Source organism: Roseicyclus persicicus (assembly GCF_012395815.1).
Classification (GTDB): Bacteria; Pseudomonadota; Alphaproteobacteria; order Rhodobacterales; family Rhodobacteraceae; genus Roseicyclus; species Roseicyclus persicicus.
On record NZ_JAAZQQ010000002.1, the window covers coordinates 74,805 to 93,160 of the forward strand.

Annotated in this window: 19 protein-coding genes and 1 tRNA gene; 12 read left to right on the forward strand and 8 right to left on the reverse strand. The window is 71.4% G+C overall.

Translation table 11 applies throughout. The features are described from left to right. Positions 1–85: 85 nt before the first annotated feature. Together HCU73_RS05580 and aroA are read left to right on the forward strand one after the other, a co-directional pair. A complete protein-coding gene (locus HCU73_RS05580) occupies positions 86–1,234 on the forward strand; it encodes an MFS transporter (RefSeq protein ID WP_168622451.1) in 1,149 nt (382 codons plus the stop codon). Between the two features lie 74 nt (positions 1,235–1,308). Further along, complete coding sequence (gene aroA / locus HCU73_RS05585) at positions 1,309–2,664, forward strand: 3-phosphoshikimate 1-carboxyvinyltransferase (RefSeq protein ID WP_168622452.1); 1,356 nt, start codon at positions 1,309–1,311, stop codon at positions 2,662–2,664. Positions 2,665–2,666: 2 nt separating this feature from the next. Here aroA and HCU73_RS05590 read toward each other — a convergent pair whose 3' ends face one another. Further along, entirely contained in the window at positions 2,667–4,010 is a 1,344-nt protein-coding gene (locus HCU73_RS05590) for an ATP-binding protein (protein WP_168623224.1), read from the reverse strand. Further along, a complete protein-coding gene (locus tag HCU73_RS05595; RefSeq protein ID WP_168622453.1) occupies positions 4,010–4,669 on the reverse strand; it encodes a response regulator transcription factor in 660 nt (219 codons plus the stop codon). The genes HCU73_RS05590 and HCU73_RS05595 overlap by 1 nt, the downstream gene beginning before the upstream one ends. A 148-nt stretch (positions 4,670–4,817) precedes the next feature. Here HCU73_RS05595 and HCU73_RS05600 point away from each other — a divergent pair, with 148 nt between their 5' ends. The 8 genes from HCU73_RS05600 to HCU73_RS05635 all read left to right on the forward strand — a co-directional run bounded on the left by HCU73_RS05600 (position 4,818) and on the right by HCU73_RS05635 (position 13,287). Beyond that, entirely contained in the window at positions 4,818–5,135 is a 318-nt protein-coding gene (locus tag HCU73_RS05600) for a PepSY domain-containing protein (RefSeq protein WP_168622454.1), read from the forward strand. Then, positions 5,128–5,796 (forward strand): cytochrome b/b6 domain-containing protein, encoded by a 669-nt coding sequence (locus tag HCU73_RS05605; protein ID WP_239025464.1) that lies wholly within the window; start codon positions 5,128–5,130, stop codon positions 5,794–5,796. Before HCU73_RS05600 ends, HCU73_RS05605 begins: the two co-directional genes overlap by 8 nt. A 161-nt stretch (positions 5,797–5,957) precedes the next feature. Next, positions 5,958–6,578, forward strand: a complete 621-nt coding sequence (locus HCU73_RS05610) for a helix-turn-helix domain-containing protein (RefSeq protein WP_168622455.1) — start codon at positions 5,958–5,960, stop codon at positions 6,576–6,578. A 91-nt stretch (positions 6,579–6,669) separates the two neighbouring features. Beyond that, positions 6,670–7,578 (forward strand): class II glutamine amidotransferase, encoded by a 909-nt coding sequence (locus HCU73_RS05615; protein WP_168622456.1) that lies wholly within the window; start codon positions 6,670–6,672, stop codon positions 7,576–7,578. Further along, positions 7,575–8,270: a GltB/FmdC/FwdC-like GXGXG domain-containing protein gene (locus tag HCU73_RS05620; protein ID WP_168622457.1), complete on the forward strand. Its 696-nt coding sequence runs from the start codon at positions 7,575–7,577 to the stop codon at positions 8,268–8,270. Before HCU73_RS05615 ends, HCU73_RS05620 begins: the two co-directional genes overlap by 4 nt. Positions 8,271–8,291: 21 nt before the next feature. Further along, complete coding sequence (locus HCU73_RS05625) at positions 8,292–9,638, forward strand: FMN-binding glutamate synthase family protein (protein ID WP_168622458.1); 1,347 nt, start codon at positions 8,292–8,294, stop codon at positions 9,636–9,638. A gap of 36 nt (positions 9,639–9,674) precedes the next feature. Beyond that, a complete protein-coding gene (glnT, locus tag HCU73_RS05630) occupies positions 9,675–10,970 on the forward strand; it encodes a type III glutamate--ammonia ligase (RefSeq protein ID WP_168622459.1) in 1,296 nt (431 codons plus the stop codon). A 109-nt stretch (positions 10,971–11,079) separates the two neighbouring features. After that, on the forward strand, positions 11,080–13,287 hold the full coding sequence (locus HCU73_RS05635; RefSeq protein ID WP_168622460.1) for an NADP-dependent isocitrate dehydrogenase: 2,208 nt from the start codon (positions 11,080–11,082) through the stop codon (positions 13,285–13,287). A gap of 72 nt (positions 13,288–13,359) precedes the next feature. On the opposite strand, the gene HCU73_RS05640 is transcribed toward HCU73_RS05635, so the two are convergent. From HCU73_RS05640 to HCU73_RS05650, 3 genes are all read right to left on the reverse strand, one after another. Continuing rightward, a complete protein-coding gene (locus HCU73_RS05640) occupies positions 13,360–13,818 on the reverse strand; it encodes a hypothetical protein (RefSeq protein WP_168622461.1) in 459 nt (152 codons plus the stop codon). A gap of 92 nt (positions 13,819–13,910) precedes the next feature. Then, positions 13,911–13,986, reverse strand: a tRNA-Ala gene (locus HCU73_RS05645). Positions 13,987–14,095: 109 nt separating this feature from the next. Continuing rightward, positions 14,096–14,431 (reverse strand): TIGR02300 family protein, encoded by a 336-nt coding sequence (locus HCU73_RS05650; RefSeq protein ID WP_168623226.1) that lies wholly within the window; start codon positions 14,429–14,431, stop codon positions 14,096–14,098. 121 nt (positions 14,432–14,552) lie between these two features. On the opposite strand from HCU73_RS05650, the gene HCU73_RS05655 reads away from it, so the two are divergent. Both HCU73_RS05655 and HCU73_RS05660 read left to right on the forward strand, forming a co-directional pair. Then, positions 14,553–15,278, forward strand: coding sequence for a M48 family metallopeptidase (locus HCU73_RS05655; RefSeq protein ID WP_420853573.1), 726 nt, complete (start codon positions 14,553–14,555; stop codon positions 15,276–15,278). Further along, a complete protein-coding gene (locus tag HCU73_RS05660) occupies positions 15,272–15,925 on the forward strand; it encodes a GntR family transcriptional regulator (RefSeq protein ID WP_168622462.1) in 654 nt (217 codons plus the stop codon). Before HCU73_RS05655 ends, HCU73_RS05660 begins: the two co-directional genes overlap by 7 nt. Before the next feature lie 106 nt (positions 15,926–16,031). Here the strand turns inward: HCU73_RS05660 and HCU73_RS05665 are convergent, their stop codons facing one another. The 3 genes from HCU73_RS05665 to HCU73_RS05675 form a co-directional block, all read right to left on the reverse strand. Then, complete coding sequence (locus HCU73_RS05665; protein ID WP_168622463.1) at positions 16,032–16,373, reverse strand: SH3 domain-containing protein; 342 nt, start codon at positions 16,371–16,373, stop codon at positions 16,032–16,034. Continuing rightward, positions 16,354–17,742: a dihydrolipoyl dehydrogenase gene (gene lpdA, locus HCU73_RS05670; RefSeq protein ID WP_168622464.1), complete on the reverse strand. Its 1,389-nt coding sequence runs from the start codon at positions 17,740–17,742 to the stop codon at positions 16,354–16,356. Before lpdA ends, HCU73_RS05665 begins: the two co-directional genes overlap by 20 nt. A 134-nt stretch (positions 17,743–17,876) precedes the next feature. After that, complete coding sequence (locus HCU73_RS05675; protein WP_168622465.1) at positions 17,877–18,278, reverse strand: MAPEG family protein; 402 nt, start codon at positions 18,276–18,278, stop codon at positions 17,877–17,879. Positions 18,279–18,356: the final 78 nt, after the last annotated feature.

Consider the following 18,356-nt stretch of genomic DNA (forward strand, 5'->3'; position numbering starts at 1 on the left):
CCATGCCGCGGCCCGTGCGCCGTTTCGCCCACGGCCCCCCAAGCACCCGCTTGCCGTCCGCCCGCCCGCAGGCTACCGCACCGCCATGCGCCTCCTTGCCGACCTCCGCCTGTCCCGCGCGCCCGCGGCCGCCTTCGCGGGCGTGGGCCTGTTCTGGGGCAGCTTCGCGGCCATGCTGCCCGACCTGAAGGCGCGGCTGGCTGTCGACGACGCGACCCTCGGCCTCGTCCTCCTCGCGTCCTCCTCCGGCGCGCTCCTGTCGATGTGGCTCGCGCCGCGGGTCGACGCCGCCCTGCCGCGTCTGGGCCTGACCGTCGCGGGGCTCGCCATGGCCGCCGCCGTCCTGCCCTTCGGCCTTGCCGCCAGCCTCCTGCCCTTCGTGCTGGGGATGCTCGCCATCGGCATGACGACCGGCATGTACGACATCCTCGCCAACGCCCGCGTTTCCCGGCTCGAGGCGCGGCATGCGCTGTCGCTGATGAACCTCAACCACGGCCTCTACTCGCTGTCCTACGCCGGCGCGGCCTTCGCCACGGGGCTGGCGCGCGAGGCGGGGCTCGGGCCCTGGCCGTGGTTCGCCGTGGTGGGCGCGGGCATCCTGATCACCGCGGGCCTCACCCGCGCCGGCGACGCGCCCGACGGCACGGAGGCCCCGACTCAGGAGAGCCGCGGGCGGATCACCCCCTATGTCTGGTGCGCGGGGCTGGTGACGCTGATCGGCTTCTTCGCCGAGAACGCGACCGAGGGGTGGTCGGCGCTCCACATCGAACGCACGCTGGGTGGTGGCGCGGCCGAGGGGGCGCTGGGGCCGGCCATGCTGGGCCTGACGATGGCGTTGGGGCGGCTTGCGGGCCACCTCGTCACCTTTCGCGGGACGGAGCCCACGGTGCTGCGCTGGGCGGCCCTCCTGGCCGCCTCGGGGCTGATGGCGGCCGCCGCGGCGCCCACGCCGGCCGTGGCCTATCTTGGCTTTGCCTGCCTCGGGCTCGGCGTGTCGGTCGTGGGCCCGATGGCGCTGGCGCTGGCCGGCCAGACGGCGCGGCCCGAGGCGCGGACGCTGGCCGTGTCCCGTGCCGCGATGATCGGGTATCTGGGCTTTTTCGTCGGCCCGCCGGCGATGGGGTTCCTGTCCGACGCCTTCGGCCTGCGCGCGGCCTTTGGTATCGGGGCGGCGATGATCCTGATGATCCCGCTGATCCTGCTGCCCCGGATGCGGCGCCTCGCCCCCGCCTGACCGGCGACGGGGGGAGTTTACGGCCTCCCCGCGCCCGTCTATCAGGCGCGGGCAGACAGCGAGGAGAGGCAAGCATGTCCGGCCATGGCGACCCCGTTCCGATGACCGCCCGCAGGGGCGCGGCCCTGACCGGCGTGGCCGAGGTGCCGGGCGACAAGTCGATCTCGCACCGCTCCCTCATCCTCGGCGCGCTGTCGGTGGGCGAGACGGTCATCACCGGCCTTCTGGAAGGGCAGGACGTGCTCGACACCGCGAAGGCGATGCGCGCCTTCGGGGCCGAGGTGACGCGCGACGAGCACGGCGTCTGGCGGGTGCATGGCGTCGGCGTCGGCGGCTTCGCCGAGCCTGAGGACGTGATCGACTGCGGCAATTCCGGCACCGGCGTGCGGCTGATCATGGGGACCATGGCGACCACGCCGATCACGGCGACCTTCACCGGCGACGCCTCGCTCCGGTCGCGGCCGATGGCGCGGGTGACCGACCCCCTGGCGCTGTTCGGCGCCTCGGCCGTGGGACGCCGGGGCGGGCGGTTGCCCATGACCATCACCGGCGCGGCCGAGCCGCTGCCGGTGCGCTACAAGACCCCGGTGCCGTCGGCGCAGGTGAAATCCGCCGTGCTGCTTGCGGGCCTCAACGCCCCCGGCCAGACCGTGGTGATCGAGGCCGAGGCGACGCGCGACCACACCGAGCGGATGCTGGCGGGCTTCGGCGCCGAGATTTCCACCGAGGTCACGCCCGAGGGCCGCGTCATCACCCTGACCGGCCAGCCGGAGCTCAAGCCCCAGACCATCGTGGTGCCGCGCGATCCCAGTTCCGCCGCCTTCCCGGTCTGCGCCGCGCTGATCGTCGAGGGGTCGGACGTGCTGGTGCCGAACATCGGCCTCAACCCCACCCGCGCCGGCCTGTTCGAGACGCTGCGCCACATGGGTGCCGACCTGACCTACGAGAACCTGCGCGAGGAGGGGGGCGAGCCCGTGGCCGACCTGCGCGCCCGCTACTCGCCCGACATGCAGGGCATCGAGGTGCCGCCGGAGCGGGCGGCGAGCATGATCGACGAATACCCGATCCTCTCCATCGTCGCGGCCAACGCCACCGGCGCCACCGTCATGCGCGGGGTCAAGGAACTGCGGGTGAAGGAAAGCGACCGGATCGACGCGATGGCCGAGGGGCTGCGCGCGGCGGGCGTCGAGGTCGAGGACGGCCCCGACTGGTGGATCGTCCATGGCCGGGGCGCCGGCGGCGTGGCGGGCGGGATCACCGCGCGGGCGCGGCTGGATCACCGCATCGCGATGTCGTTCCTCTGCGCGGGGCTTGCCGCACAGCAGCCGATCTCGGTGGATGACGCGGGGCCGATCGCCACCTCCTTCCCGGTGTTCGAGCCGCTGATGCGGGCGCTGGGCGCCACGCTGGAGCGCGTGGGCGCGGCCTGAGCCTAGCCCGCCGAGCGGCCGGGCGTCGGCAGGCGCAGCGACGCCTCGAACCCGTATGCGTGGCCCGGCCGCGGCGAGGTCAGCGTCAGGGCGCTGCCGGTCCGGTCCGCGATGGCGGCCACGATGGCGAGGCCGAGGCCGCTGCCCTCGGCGCTACTGCCGGCGCGCTCGAAGCGGGCGGTGATCCGCGCCAGCGCCTCGGGCGGCACCACCGGCCCCGCGTTGGCCACGGAAAAGCGCCCGTCGGCGGCAAGGCTGACCTCCACCGGCAGGGCCCCGTCGCCATGGCGCAGCGCGTTGTCGACAAGGTTCCGGCACAGGATGCCGAAGATGTCGGGGTCGAGGTCGGACAGGACCGGCGCGTCGGGCAGCTGCAGCGCCACCCGGCCCGGCGGCAGACTGCGGGCGATGTCCTCGACCACCAGCCGCGCCACCGGGCGCAGGTCGGCGCCCCGGTCGAGCCGGAGCCGCCCGCCTTCGGCCCGGGCCAGCTGCATCAGCCGTTCCGACAGCCGCGTCAGCCGCTTCAGCGTCGCCTCGATCTCGGCGGCGCGGGCGCGGGCGCCGGGGTCGGCGGTCTCGGCCTGCAGGCGCTGGGCCTGCGCGATGGCACCGGCCAGCGGCGTCCGCAGCTCGTGCGCGGCATGGGCGGCAAAGCTGCGCTCGGCGTCGAAGGCCGCGCGCAGGCGGTCGAGCAGGGCGTTCAGCGTGGCGACCAGCGGCGCGATCTCGGCCGGGATGTCCTCGGCGGGCACCGGCGACAGGTCGCGCGCGCCGCGGGCCGCCAGCCGCTCGCGGAACCGCCGCAGCGGCCCGAGGCTGCCCCGCACCGCCACCCAGATGGCGATCAGCGCCACCGGCACGAAGACCAGCACCGGCAGGCCCAGCCCCGCCTGGATCTCGCGCGCGACCTCGGCCCGGTGCGCCAGCGGTTCGGCTACCGTGATCCGCACCGTGCCCTGCACCGCGTCGTCGTTGTAGAGCCGGTGGGTGTCGGTCTGACGGAACCCCGGCCCGTCATAGGGCGGGAATACGCCCGGGTCGGCGTTGTGCGATTGCAGGAGCACCCGCCCGGTGGCGTCGCGCACGACATAGGTCAGGACCTCGTCATGCTCGCGCACCGCGCCGATGCGCTGGGTCGCGGCGTCCGTCCCGCGGTCGACCACGTCGACCACGGCCAGCGGCAGAAGGCGCTGTGCTGTTTCCTGCAGGGCCGAGTCGAACACCTCGTCCATCTCGTGCCGCAGCACCACGCCCGTCAGCGTGGCCGCCGTGGCCCACAGCACCGTCAGCAACACGCCGACCGACAGCGCCAGCCGAGCCATCAGGCTGCGGGGCGGCCGGATCATGGCGGCCCCAGCCGGTAGCCCATGCCGCGCACCGTCTCGATCACCGCGGCACCCAGCTTCTTGCGCAGCCGGCTGACATGGACCTCGATGGTGTTGCTCTCGACCTCGGCGTCGAAGGCATAGAGCTTGTCCTCCAGCTGCGCCTTGGACAGCAGTTGCCCGGGCCGCGCCAGCAGCGTCTCGAACAGCGCCCATTCGCGCGCGGTCAGGGTCACGGGCCGGCCGTCGCGGCGGAGGCTGCGGGCGGCGAGGTCGATCTCGAGCGCGCCGTGGCGGACGATGGGGTTGGGGTTGCCGCTGTAGCGCCGCGCGACCGACCCGATCCGCGCCGACAGCTCGGCCAGGTCGAAGGGCTTGACCAGGTAGTCGTCGGCGCCCGCGTTCAGCCCCTCGATCCGGTCCGACACCTGGTCGAGCGCGGTCAGGATGATGACGGGCGTCACGTCGCCCCGCGCCCTGAGCGCCTTGAGAAAGCCGATCCCGCGCCCGTCGGGCAGCATCAGGTCCAGCAGCACGAGGTCATAGGCCGCGCCCCGGATCGCGTCGCCCGCCGCGTCCAGCCGCGTGACCCAGTCCACCGACTGGCCGTCGCCCGCGATCTGGTCGCGCACGGCGGTGCCCAGCGTGGTGTCGTCCTCGATCAGCAGGATGCGCATGGCGGGTCGTCCCGGTGGTCTTGTCCCCGGCCTTGGTAGGGGGCCGGCCTGACGCGAGGCTGACGCGGTTTCCCGTCGGGCTTCAGGCTCCCGTCAGGCTGGCGGTGCATCCCTGTCCCCGAGCTTGCCATGACACGGAGTTTGGACGATGCGACCCACCCTTGCAATTCTGACGGCCCTTCTGATCCTGCCCGCCGGGATGGCGCTGGCCGATGACGACGACTGTCGCGTGCCGATGGCCGACTGGCAACCGCGCGAGGCGGTGCTGGCGCTGGCCGGGACCAACGGCTGGCAGGTGGACGATCTCGAGGTCGACGACGGCTGCTACGAGATCGAGGGCCGCGACGCCGACGGGCGCCGCATCGAGGTCACGCTGCACCCCGCCACGCTGGCCCTGATCGAGCTGGAGTACGAGGACGGCGAGGACCGCCCCCGCAGCGACAAGGGGGAGCGCGCCGATGACTGACACGATGGCCGACCCCGCGGCCGCCCCCGCCGCCACCATCCGGGTCTGGGACCCGCTGGTGCGGGTGTTCCACTGGGGTCTCGTGGCCGCCTTCGCCGTCGCGTGGGTCAGCGCCGAGGAGATGCAGCCGCTGCACGAGGTCGCCGGCTATGCCGTCGCCGCGCTGGTCGCGTTCCGCGTCGTCTGGGGCCTCGTGGGCAGCCGCTACGCCCGCTTTGCCCAGTTCCTGCGCGGCCCGCGCGCCACGCTGTCCTACCTCGGCGACATGGCCCATGGCCGCGAGCGCCGTTACCTCGGCCACAACCCGGCCGGGGCGGCGATGATCGTGGCGCTGCTCGTCACGCTGTCGGGCACCGCCTTGACCGGCTGGCTGATGGCCGAGCCCGACCGCGTCGCGCTGCTGCCGGCCCTGCCGCAGATCGTGACGCCCGCCTTCGCCGACGAGGACGGCGACGAGGAGCATGGCGAGCGCGAGGGGGCCGGGGTCATGGGCGAGGAGGGGCTGGAGGAGCTGCACGAGACCTTCGCCAACCTGATGCTGCTGCTGATCGTGCTGCATGTGGGTGGCGTGGTGCTGGCCTCGATCCGCCACCACGAGAACCTGCCGCGCGCCATGGTCACCGGCGACAAGCGCGCCCCCGGTCCCGGCGACATCGCCTGACCGCATCCCGCGTCCCCAAGGCCGACTGTCCCTTCGGCCGCACCTGGCCCCGCCGCTCCGCCGGCGGGGCCTTTTTTCCGTCGTCCTTTCCCCGTTTGCCGCGCGGCCCCGCCGCCCCTACACTCCGGCCCGTCCCCCGCGCGCATCCGAAAGGTTCCCGCATGACCGGCACCGCCAGACCCGCCGCCCCCGACCCGAGCGAGGCCGAGGGTGAACGCCTCGAGGCCGCCATCGGGCGCAAGGTGCGCGCGCTGCGGCAGGGGCTGGACGTGACGCTGGCCGACCTCGCGCGGTCCTCGGACCTGTCGGTGGGGATGCTGTCCAAGATCGAGAACGGCCAGACCTCGCCGTCGCTGAGCACGCTCAAGGCGCTGGCGCAGGCGCTGAACGTGCCGATCTCGATGTTCTTCCAGGATTTCGAGGAGCGGCGCGATTGCAGCTACGTGCCGGCGGGGCAGGGGGTGCGGATCGACCGGCGGGGGACCAAGGCGGGGCATGTCTACGAGCTGCTGGGCCATTCGCTGCGGTCCGCGACCAAGATCGAGCCGTTCCTCATCACCATCGCCGAGGGCGGCGCGCCCCACGTCACCTTCCAGCACCCCGGGCACGAGTTCATCTACATGCTGTCGGGCCGCGTCACCTACCGGCACGGCGACCAGTCCTACGACCTCGCGCCTGGCGATGCGCTGTTCTTCGACGCGCTCGCCCCGCATGGCCCCGAGGTCTTCCCCGAGCTGCCCGCGCGCTACCTGTCGATCATCGTCACCCCGCCGCCGGAATGACGGAATTTTCCTGTCAGGAAAATATTTCCACTCCTGTTGACAGCCCTTCGGCCCCGGCGCATCTTGCGCCGCAGGCACCGGAGGGTTGGGCATGTGTGGAATCGTCGGGCTGTTCCTGAAGGACGAGGCGCTGTTTCCGCGCCTGGGCGCGCTGATGGCGCCGATGCTGGCCGAGATGACGGAGCGCGGCCCCGACAGCGCGGGCTTCGCCATCTACCGTGACGGCCCGCCCCTGCCGACGCTGTCCTGCCTTGCCGCCCCCGGCTTCGACTGGGACGCCGCCGCGGCGCATCTGGCGCAGGCGACGGGCGCGCCCGTCACCGTCGAGACCATCTCGGACCACGCTTTGCTGCGCGTTGGCTCCGACCTGCGCACGGCGCGGGCGACGCTGATCGCGGCCTTCCCGCAGGTGAACGTGCTGGCCTCGGGCGAGGCGATCGAGATCTTCAAGGGCATCGGCGACCCGATGGCGGTGGCGCGCACCTTCGGCCTCGAGGGCCGCTCGGGCACCCACGGCATCGCCCACACCCGCATGGCGACCGAAAGCGCCGTGACGACGGCGGGCTCGCACCCGTTCTCGACAGGGCCCGACACCTGCCTTGTCCACAACGGGTCGCTGTCCAACCACTTCCTCCTGCGCAGCTTCCTCGAGGCGCGGGGCGAGACGCTCCAGACCGAGAACGACAGCGAGGTGGCCGCCGCCTTCCTGTCCTGGCGGATGCGCGAGGGCGACACGCTGGACCAGGCGCTGGCCGCCGCGCTGAAGCGGCTCGACGGGTTCTACACGCTGACCATCGGCACCCGCGACGGGTTCGCGGTGCTGCGCGACCCCATCGCCTGCAAGCCCGCCGTGCTGGCCGAGACCGACCAATGGGTGGCCATGGCGAGCGAGTTCCGCGCCATCGCGCCGCTGCCGGGGGTGGAGAACGCGCGCATCTGGGAACCGGAGCCCGGCACCATCTACAGCTGGGGCCGCGACGGGATGAGGGCCGCCGCATGACAACCGCGACGATGACCAACACGGGCGTGCTCGACCTGTCCGCGCTCAGCCTGCGCGAGGCGAACGAGACGCTGCAGGCCGCGACCGAGGGGGCGTTTACCATCGTCAACCCCGGCGGGCGCCACGCCATCGCCTGCGGGCTGGAGCACCCGGTGTCCGTCACCATCGAGGGGCACACCGGCTATTACTGCGCCGGCATGAACAAGAACGCCGACGTCACCATCCGCGGCAATGCGGGCACCGGGCTGGCCGAGAACATCATGTCGGGCACCGTCCGCGTCACCGGCGACGCGAGCCAGGCCGCGGGCGCGACGGGCCATGGCGGCCTTGTGGTGATCGAGGGCAACGCGTCGGCGCGCTGCGGCATCTCGATGAAGGGCGTCGACATCGTCGTCGGCGGCAATGTCGGACACATGTCGGCCTTCATGGCGCAGGCGGGCAACCTCGTGGTGCTGGGCGACGCGGGCGAGGACCTCGGCGATTCGATCTACGAGGCGCGGCTGTTCGTGCGGGGCACTGTCGCCCGCCTCGGCACCGACTGCGTGGAAAAGGAGATGCGGCCGGAGCATCTGGCCTTCCTCGCCGACATCCTCAAGCGGGCGGGCATGGACGCGGACCCGAGGGATTTCCGCCGCTACGGCTCGGCCCGGACGCTCTATCATTTCAAGATCGACAATGCCGGCGCCTACTGACCGCCGCGGGGGACCAACACGATGACCGACCAGTCTAACCCGCCGCCGAAGGCCCCGCCGCGCACCGTGCCGGTGAAATCGGCCACCTTCGACGACGTCACCCTGTCCGAGATCCGCCGCGCGGCGGCGACCGGCATCTACGACATCCGCGGCGGCGGCGCGAAGCGGCACCTGCCGCATTTCGACGACCTCCTGTTCCTCGGCGCGTCCATGTCGCGCTACCCGCTGGAGGGCTACCGCGAGAAATGCGGGACCGAGGTGGTGATCGGCGCGCGCCACGCGAAGAACCCGATCATTCTGAAGACCCCCATCACCATCGCCGGCATGTCCTTCGGCTCCTTGTCCGCGCAGGCCAAGGAGGCGCTGGGCCGGGGGGCCAACGCGGCGGGGACCAGCACCACCACGGGGGACGGCGGCATGACGCCGGAGGAGCGGGAGCATTCCAACCTGCTCGTCTACCAGCTCCTGCCGTCGCGCTACGGGATGAACCCCGACGACCTGCGCAAGGCCGACGCGATCGAGGTGGTGGTGGGGCAGGGCGCCAAGCCCGGCGGGGGCGGGATGCTCCTTGGCCAGAAGATCAGCGAGCGCGTGGCCAAGATGCGCACCCTGCCCGAGGGGATCGACCAGCGCAGCGCCTGCCGCCACCCCGACTGGACCGGGCCGGACGACCTGGAAATCAAGATCCAGGAACTGCGCGAGATCACCGGCTGGCGCGTGCCGATCTACATCAAGGTCGGCGCGTCACGGCCCTATTACGACGTGGCGCTGGCCGTGAAGGCGGGCGCCGACGCCGTGGTGCTGGACGGGATGCAGGGCGGCACGGCGGCGACGCAGAACGTGTTCATCGAGCATGTCGGCATCCCGACGCTGGCCGCGATCCGGCCGGCCGTGCAGGCGCTGAAGGATCTGGGTATGCACCGCACGGTGCAGCTGATCGTGTCGGGCGGCATCCGCAACGGCGCCGATGTCGCCAAGGCGCTGGCGCTGGGCGCCGACGCGGTGTCGATCGGCACCGCCGCGTTGGTGGCGCTGGGCGACAATGACCCGGTGTGGGAGGACGAATACCGCGCGCTCGGCACCACGGCGGGCGCCTACGACGACTGGCACGAGGGCAACGACCCCGCCGGCATCACCACGCAGAACCCCGCGCTTGCCGCCCGGCTCGACCCGGTCGCGGCGGGGCGCAGGCTCGCCAACTACCTCAACGTCATGACGCTGGAGCTGCAGACCATCGCGCGCGCCTGCGGGAAAAGCCACGTCCTCAACCTCGAGCCCGAGGACCTCGTGGCGCTGACGGTCGAGGCGGCGGCGATGGCGGGCGTGCCGCTGGCCGGCACGAGCTGGATACCGGGCCGGCCGGACTGACCGGCCCAAGACACAAGGACAGAACGGGGGACCGACATGACCGACCTGGCGGCAATCGCGAAAGAGAAGGGCATCCGGTTCTTCCTCATTTCCTTCACCGACCTCCTCGGCGTGCAGCGCGCCAAGCTGGCGCCGGCGCAGGCCATCGCCGACATGGCAGTCGACGGCGCGGGCTTCGCGGGCTTTGCCACCTGGCTCGACATGTCGCCCGCCGACGCCGACATCCTGGCCATCCCCGACCCCGACAGCCTGATCCAGCTGCCGTGGAAGCCCGAGGTGGGCTGGCTTGCCGCCGACGTGCATTTCCACGGCGCGCCCTTCGCCAAGGCGCCGCGCGTGGTGCTGAAATCGGTGATCGCGCGCGCCGCCGCGCAGGACATCCACATGAAGCACGGGGTGGAGTGCGAATTCTTCCTGACCACGCCCGACGGCCGCGCGATCTCGGACGCGGCCGACACCCAGATCAAGCCCTGCTACGACCAGGACGCCCTGATGCGGCGCTACGACGTGATCGCCGAGATCGCGTCCTACATGGTCGACCTCGGCTGGGGCGCCTACCAGAACGACCACGAGGACGCGAACGGCCAGTTCGAGATGAACTGGGCCTTCGGCGACGCGCTGCTGACCGCCGACCGCCACGCCTTCTTCAAGTTCATGGCGCGGTCGGTGGCGGAAAAGCACGGGCTGCGCGCCACCTTCATGCCCAAGCCCTTCGCCAACCTGACCGGCAACGGCTGCCACGCGCATGTGTCGCTGTGGAACGCGGCGGGCACCAACCTGTTCCCGGGCGACGGCGAGCTGGGCCTGTCGGACACCGCCTATGCCTTCCTCGGCGGGCTCATCGGCCACGCCCCGGCGCTCGCCGCCGTGCTGAACCCCACTGTGAATTCCTACAAGCGCCTGAACGCGCCGGTGACGGTCTCGGGTTCCACCTGGTCGCCCAACACGATCAGCTACGGCGGCAACAACCGCACCCACATGGTGCGCATCCCCGACCATCGCCGGATCGAGGTGCGGCTGGCCGACGGCGCCGCCAACCCCTACCTGATGCCCGCCGCGATCCTCGCCGCGGGGCTCGACGGGATCGCCACCAAGGCCGACCCGGGCCAGCGGCTGGACATCGACATGTACGTCGACGGCCACACGGTGGATGCGCCCAAGCTGCCGCTGAACCTGCTCGATGCCGTCCGGGCCTTCGAGGCCGACGAAGGCCTGCGCAATGCCCTGGGCGCCGAGGCCTCGGCCGCCTTCGCCAAGTACAAGCGCGCCGAGTGGATGGACTACACCCGCCACCTGACCGAGTGGGAACGGCAGACCACGCTCGACTGCTGAGGGCGCCCTAGCGCGGCATCTGGTCTCGCCCCGGCGACCCCGGCGCCCGTAGACGTCCGGACGTTTGTGTACTATCGCATACCAAACTTCCGAGACCATGGGGATCGCCATGACCGACCAGACCACGCCCGACATCATCTACACCAAGGTGGACGAGGCGCCCGAGCTTGCCTCGGCCTCTCTGCTGCCCATCATCCAGAGCTTCGCCGCCGCCGCCGGCGTCAGCGTGGGCACCAAGGACATCTCGCTCGCGGGGCGCATCCTTGCCGCCTTTCCCGAGCATCTGACGCCCGAGCAGCGCATCCCGGACGACCTCGCCATCCTCGGCGAACTGGTCAAGACGCCCGGCGCCAACGTCATCAAGCTGCCGAACATCTCGGCCTCGGTGCCGCAGCTGGTCGCCGCGATCAAGGAACTGCAGGGGCAGGGCTACGCCATCCCCGACTACCCGGAAAGCCCGTCGACCGACGCCGAGAAGGCCGCCCGCGCGAAATACGACGCGATCAAGGGCTCGGCGGTGAACCCGGTCCTGCGCGAAGGCAACTCGGACCGCCGCGCCGCCAAGGCGGTCAAGGCCTTCGCCCAGTCGAACCCGCACCGCATGGGCGACTGGTCGGCCGACAGCAAGACCCGCGTCGCCTCGATGGCGGGCGGTGACTTCCGCTCGAACGAGGTCTCGGCGACCCTGCCCGCCGCGGCGACCGCCAAGATCGTGCTGACCACCCCGGACGGCACCGAGCATGTCCTGAAATCCGGCGTCAGCTACCCCGCCGGCACCGTGGTCGACGCGACCTACATGAACGCCGCCGCGCTGGACGAGTTCCTCGCCGCCGAGATCGACAAGACCAAGGCCGAGGGCGTCCTGTTCTCGCTGCACCTCAAGGCCACGATGATGAAGGTGTCCGACCCGATCATCTTCGGCCACGCCGTGCGCGCCTACCTCGCGCCCGTGTTCGAGGAATTCGGCGACGAGATGGACGCGCTGGGCGTCAATCCGAACTCGGGCCTCGGTGACCTGCTCGACCGGGTGAAGGGCAATGCCGAGATCATGTCGGCGATCGAGGCCTGCATGGCCGAGCGCCCGCCGCTCTACATGGTCGATTCGGACCGCGGCATCACCAACCTGCACGTGCCGTCCGACGTGATCGTCGACGCCTCCATGCCCGCGCTGATCCGCGCTGGCGGCAAGGGCTGGGGCCCCGACGGCAAGGAACACGACGCCGTCTGCGTGATCCCCGACAACTCCTACGCGCCGGTCTACGACGAGACGATCCGCTTCTTCCGGGAACACGGCAAGCTGAACCCGGCCACCGCCGGCACGGTGCAGAACATCGGCCTGATGGCGCAGAAGGCCGAGGAATACGGCAGCCACCCCACCACCTTCGAGATCCCCGCCGACGGCGTGGTCCGCATGGTGCTGGAGGACGGCACGGTGCTGCATGAGCACGCGGTGCGGAAGGGCGACATCTGGCGCTCGGCCTCGACCCGCAAGGCGCCGATCGAGGACTGGGTGACGCTGGCCATCGACCGCCAGCGCGCCGAGGGCTGCCGGGCGATCTTCTGGCTGGACGAGACCCGCGCCCACGACGCCCAGCTGATCGCCATGGTCAAGCCGATCCTCGCCGCCAAGGGCGTCGCCGACAAGTTCGAGATCATGGCCCCGCGCGAGGCGACCCGCGCCAGCCTTGAGACCATCACCGGGGGCAAGACCTGCATCGCCATCACCGGCAACGTGCTGCGCGACTACCTGACGGACCTGTTCCCGATCCTGGAGCTGGCGACCTCGGCCAAGATGCTGTCGATCGTCAAGCTGATGCAGGGCGGCGGCCTGTTCGAGACGGGTGCCGGCGGCTCGGCCCCCAAGCACGTGCAGCAGATGCACGCCGAGAACCACCTGCGCTGGGACAGCCTGGGTGAATTCTGCGCGCTGGGCGAGAGCTTCAAGTTCCTCGCCGACGTGACCGGCAACGCCAAGGCCCGCGTGCTGGGCAACGCGGTGGACGTGGCGACGCAGGGCTACCTCGACAACGACAACTCGCCCCAGCGCAAGCCGGGCGAGGCCGACAACCGCGACAGCCACTACTGGTTCGCCCGCTACTGGGCCGAGGCGCTGGCCGCCCAGACCGACGACGCCGACCTCGCCGCCCACTTCGCCCCCGTCGCCGCGGCGCTGGCCGAGAAGGAGGCGACGATCATCGCCGAGCTGCGCGCCGACCGCGGGCAGGCCGTGGACCAGGGCGGCTACTACCACCCCGACCCGGTCAAGACGGCCGCGATCATGCGCCCCTCGGCGACGCTGAACGCGATCATCGGCTGACCGTCCGGCACTGTGCAAAACGAAAAGCCCCGGCCTCGGCCGGGGCTTTTGTCATGGCTGCCCGCGCGGGGCTCAGGAACAGGGGCGTTCGGCGACGGGACAGTCGGCCCGCAGCTCGGCCACCAGCCCCGCCACGGGGGCGGTCATGGTGTCGAGGTCGCTGGCCGCGAAGCTGCAGAGATAGGCCTGGTGGGGCGCCAGCCGGGCGGCGATGGTCGGCTCCCAATCCTCGGCGCTCAGGTCGAGAACCTGCTCGGCGGTGTAGAGCAGGTAGTCGACATAGCTCTCGTAGGCGGCGCGCTGCACCGGGTCGTCGGGCAGGCAGACATCGCTGCGGGCGAACTCGGCCCGCTGGATCGAGATGTTCAGGAATTCCCGGTAGATCTCGCGCGCGGCCTGCTCGCGGGCGGTGCGTTCGTTCGCCGCGATCTGCATCGGCACGAACACCGCCGCGGCGAGGGCGGCCGCGGCCATGGCGACGGCGCTGCCCGCCTGGATCACCGGCGCATGTCGTTCGAGCCACCCTTGCATCGCGCCTCCTGCCGCACGTGATGACTGCCGTGATATCGCAGCGGCGCGATCAGGCAAGGCGTTGCGCGTAGGATGCTGTGGGAAGGGGGGATTGGTGGAGCCTAGGGGGATCGAACCCCTGACCTCTTGCATGCCATGCAAGCGCTCTCCCAGCTGAGCTAAGGCCCCGTGCCGGGGGCGGTGACGCCCCCTTGGGTGCTCGGCGGTTTAAGCGAGGGCCGGGGGACGTGCAAGGGGAAAATCGCGTGTCCCGCCAGCCCGTTCCCCCGCCCCGCGGTCACTCGTCGTCGTCGCCGCCGACGTCCGCCAGATCGTCGAGGGCGACCGTGTCGCCATCGTCGTCATCGTCGAGAACGTCGTCGTCGTCGATGTCGACGTCGCCGTCCTCTTCCAGATCCAGATCGTCGTCGAGGACCAGATCGTCCTCGAGCGCGGCCGCCTTGGCGGCCTTCTTGTCCGCCTTGTCGGCCACGAGGCTGCGACCGGGCTTGCCGGTGTCGAGTTCGACAACCTCACCCGTGTAGGGGCTGATGATCGGCGTGCGGCCCAGATCGTAGAACCGTTTGCCGGTGGTGGGACAGACGCGTTTGACGCCCCATTCCTCTTTGGGCATGACACCCCCTTGAAAGAAGTCTTCGGTATCGCAGGATGCGGTCCTCTGCCATAGTGGCAGGGCGCTGTCAAACCCCGTCTCGGGGCCGGCGGCGGACCGCTTGATCAGGGCCACTCATCTGGTGTCTAACCCGCGCGCGTCAACCCACGTCCTGCCCGGCGATCCGCCGGTCGAGGTGTCGCTCCGGCGCTCTGCCCGCGCCACCCGCTACAGCCTGCGCGTCTCGCGCACCGATGGCCGGGTCAGCCTGTCGCTGCCGGTCTGGGCACCCGAGTCCGAGGCGCTGGCCTTCCTGCGCGACCGCGAGGGCTGGCTGCGCCGGCAGCTGGTGCAGGCCCCGGTCCCGCAACAGGCGCAGATCGGGGCGCAGGTGCCCGTCTGCGGCGTGCCGCGCGACATCGTGGCCGCCGCGGGGCGCAGCACGCGCTTTGCCGCGGGCCGGATCGAGGTGCCCGAGGGCCCCCGCGCGGGCCCGCGGGTCAAGGCGCTGCTGACGGCGCTGGCGCGCGAGCGGCTCGCCCGCGCCGTGGCCGCCCACGCCGCCGCGATCGGGCGCACGCCCGGCCGGCTGACCCTCCGCGACCCGCGCAGCCGCTGGGGCAGCTGTTCGTCGCGGGGCGACCTGATGTTCTCGTGGCGGCTGATCATGGCGCCGCCGGCGGTGCTGGATTACGTCGCCGCGCACGAGGTGGCGCATCTGGTCGAGATGAACCACTCGGCGGCCTTCTGGCAGGTGTGCCGGGCGCTCCGCCCCGACTACCGCGAGCACCGCGACTGGCTCAGGGCGCACGGCGCGGGGCTGCTGGCCTGGCGATTCGACCTCGCCGAGGAGGACGAGACATGCTGATGAACCCCCGCCCGACCGAAACCGGCGCCGCCGTCGCCCATGACCGGGTCTACCGCGCGCTGCGCACCCGGATCATGCACGGCGAGGTCGGCCCCGGCGAGGCGATGACCCTGCGCGGCCTCGGCGCCGAGTTCGGCGTGTCGATGACGCCCGCGCGCGAGGCGGTGCGCCGGCTGGTGAGCGAGGGGGCGCTGTTCCTGTCGGCCTCGGGCCGGGTGTCCACGCCCGAGCTGTCGAACGAGCGGATCGAGGAGCTGGCGGCGATCCGCGCGCTGCTGGAGCCCGAGCTGGCCGCCCGCGCGCTGCCCCGTGCCCACCCCGCGCTGATCGAGCGGATCGAGGCGATCAACGCCACCATCGGGCAGGCCATCGCGCGCCGCGACGCGGTGGCCTACATCAAGCGCAACCTCGAGTTCCACCGCACCCTCTACCTGCGCGCGCAGGCCCCCGCGATGCTGGCGTTGACGGAGACCGTGTGGCTGCAGCTCGGGCCGACCATGCGGGCGCTCTACGGGCGGCTGAACCGGACCGAGCTGCCGCAGCACCACCGGCTGATCGTGGCGGCGCTGAAGGCGGGGGACGAGCCGGGCCTGCGGCTGGCCGTGCGGGCGGACGTGACGCAGGGGTTGCGGCTGCTGGCGGGGTAGGCGCGGGTGGCGAGCGCCGGGGGCTTCGCGCCCGTCGCCATCGCCGCTCGGACCAATGGCGCGCCAATGGCGACCCCCGCGAAGTATTTCCGAAGCAAGGATGAGGTCAGGTCGGGGCCAGGTGGCTGTCGGGGAGCCATCCCCGTGCGCCGGCCTCTGTCTCGCACAGCGACCAGCCGTTGCGGTGCTCAAGGCGCGTGACCGTCTCGCCCGCGGCGACCGTCAGCTCCGTGCTGTCGAAGGCCTCCGTCGCGTGGCCGTCGACCACAAGCCCCTCGGGCAGCCAGCCGCCGAGGCCGCCCGCGTTGGTCGTCCAGCGCCAGCCGGGGTTGTCGGGGTCGTCGTGGTGGATCGTCAGTTGCTCGCCCCGCGCCACGTTGAGCGCGGGGTCGTAGCTGGCCTGCCACGCCGTGGTGACGCGGGCGCGGTCAGGCGTGGATCGGGCCATCGCCGCAGGCCAGCGCCGCCTCGCGCACCGCCTCGGAATAGGTCGGGTGGGCGTGGCAGGTCAGCGCCAGGTCCTGCGCCGAGGCGCCGAATTCCATCGCGACGCAGACCTCGTGGATCAGGTCGCCCGCCATCGGCCCGATGATGTGGGCGCCGAGGATGCGGTCGGTTTCCTTGTCGGCGAGGATCTTGACGAAGCCGTCGCCGGCGAAGTTCGCCTTGGCCCGCCCGTTGCCCATGAACGAGAACTTGCCGACCTTGTAGGCGCGGCCGTCCTTCTTCAGTTGCTCTTCGGTCGCGCCGACCGTGGCGACCTCGGGGTGGGTGTAGATCACGCCCGGGATCACGCCGTAGTTCACGTGGCCGTGCTTGCCCGCGATGACCTCGGCCACCGCCATGCCCTCGTCCTCGGCCTTGTGGGCCAGCATCGGGCCCGTGATGGCGTCGCCGATGGCGTAGATGCCCTTGACGTTGGTGGCCCAGTGCGCGTCGGTCTTGACCTGACCGCGGTCGGTCATCTCGACGCCGAGATCGGCGAGGCCGAGCCCGTCGGTGTAGGGCTTGCGGCCGGTCGCCACCAGCACGACGTCGGCGTCGACCTCGTGGGCGCTGTCGTCCTTGCGCAGCGTGTAGGCGACCTTGGCCTTGCCCTTGGCGGTCTCGACCGACTTCACGGCTGCGCCGAGGGTGAAGGACAGGCCCTGCTTGGCCAGCAGGCGCTGGAAGGTCTTGGAGACCTCGGCGTCCATGCCGGGAGTGATGTGGTCGAGGTACTCGATCACCTGCACCTCGGCCCCGAGGCGGGCGTAGACGGACCCCAGTTCCAGCCCGATGACGCCCGCGCCGATCACCACCATCTTCTTGGGGATCTTGGGCAGGCTCAGCGCGCCCTCGGAGGTCACGACGACCTTCTCGTCGATGTCGATGCCGGGCAGGGCCGAGGGGGTGGAGCCGGTGGCGATCACGATCGCCTTGGCCTCGTGCACGTCGTCGCCCACCTTGACCTTGCCGGCCGCGGGGATGGAACCCCACCCCTTGAGCCAGTCGATCTTGTTCTTCTTGAACAGGAACTCGATGCCCTTGGTGTTCTGGCCGATGACGTCGTCCTTGTAGGCCAGCATCTGCGGCCAGTCGACCGAGGGCGTCTTGCCCTTGAGGCCCATCTTGGCAAAGTTGTGCTCGGCCTCGTGCAGCTGGTGGCTGGCGTGCAGCAGCGCCTTGGACGGGATGCAGCCGATGTTCAGGCAGGTGCCCCCGAGCGTCTCGCGCCCTTCCACCACGGCGGTCTTGAGGCCCAGCTGCGCGCAGCGGATCGCGCAGACATAGCCGCCGGGACCGGCGCCGATGATGATGACGTCATAGCTGGACATGGGACCTCCTTTATCGGGTCGTCACGACTGCGCGCGTTGCGTATGCCATGGCATACCGCGCAATGGCTTTCGAGGGCTTATCGCCGATTCCGGCCTGCGATTCAGCGCGCGGTTGGTCGCAGGGCCGCTCGTGATCACACCCCGCCGCCCAGCAGCGCGGCGATCAGCATGGCGAAGGTGGCGAACCAGCCGACCGCCCAGACCAGGCTCCGCCAGGGCGCGAGGCCGAAGGCATAGGCGGGGATGTAGAGGACCCGCGCGCCCAGGTAGGCCCAGGCGCAGGCGGCGGTGAAGCCCGAGGATTGCCCCGAGACGCTGACCACCACGGCTGCGATGCCGAACAGGATCAGCCCCTCGAAATGGTTGTTCATGGCGCGCTGGAGGCGGCCGGCGACGCCGGTCAGCTCGACCTTCTGGTCGCGCGGTCCCATGGCCGCCTTGGGCCCCGCCTGCCGGTTGCCCGCGATGGAGTAGAGGACCATCTGCACGCCCTGCAAGAGGGCGGCGAGGGTGAGGACGGTGAGTTCGGGGGTCATGGTCGACGCTCCGGTATGGCCGGGCTGAAGCCCGGCCTACGGCGAGGGGCCGGGCCGGGGCTTTGGCCCCGGCCCATC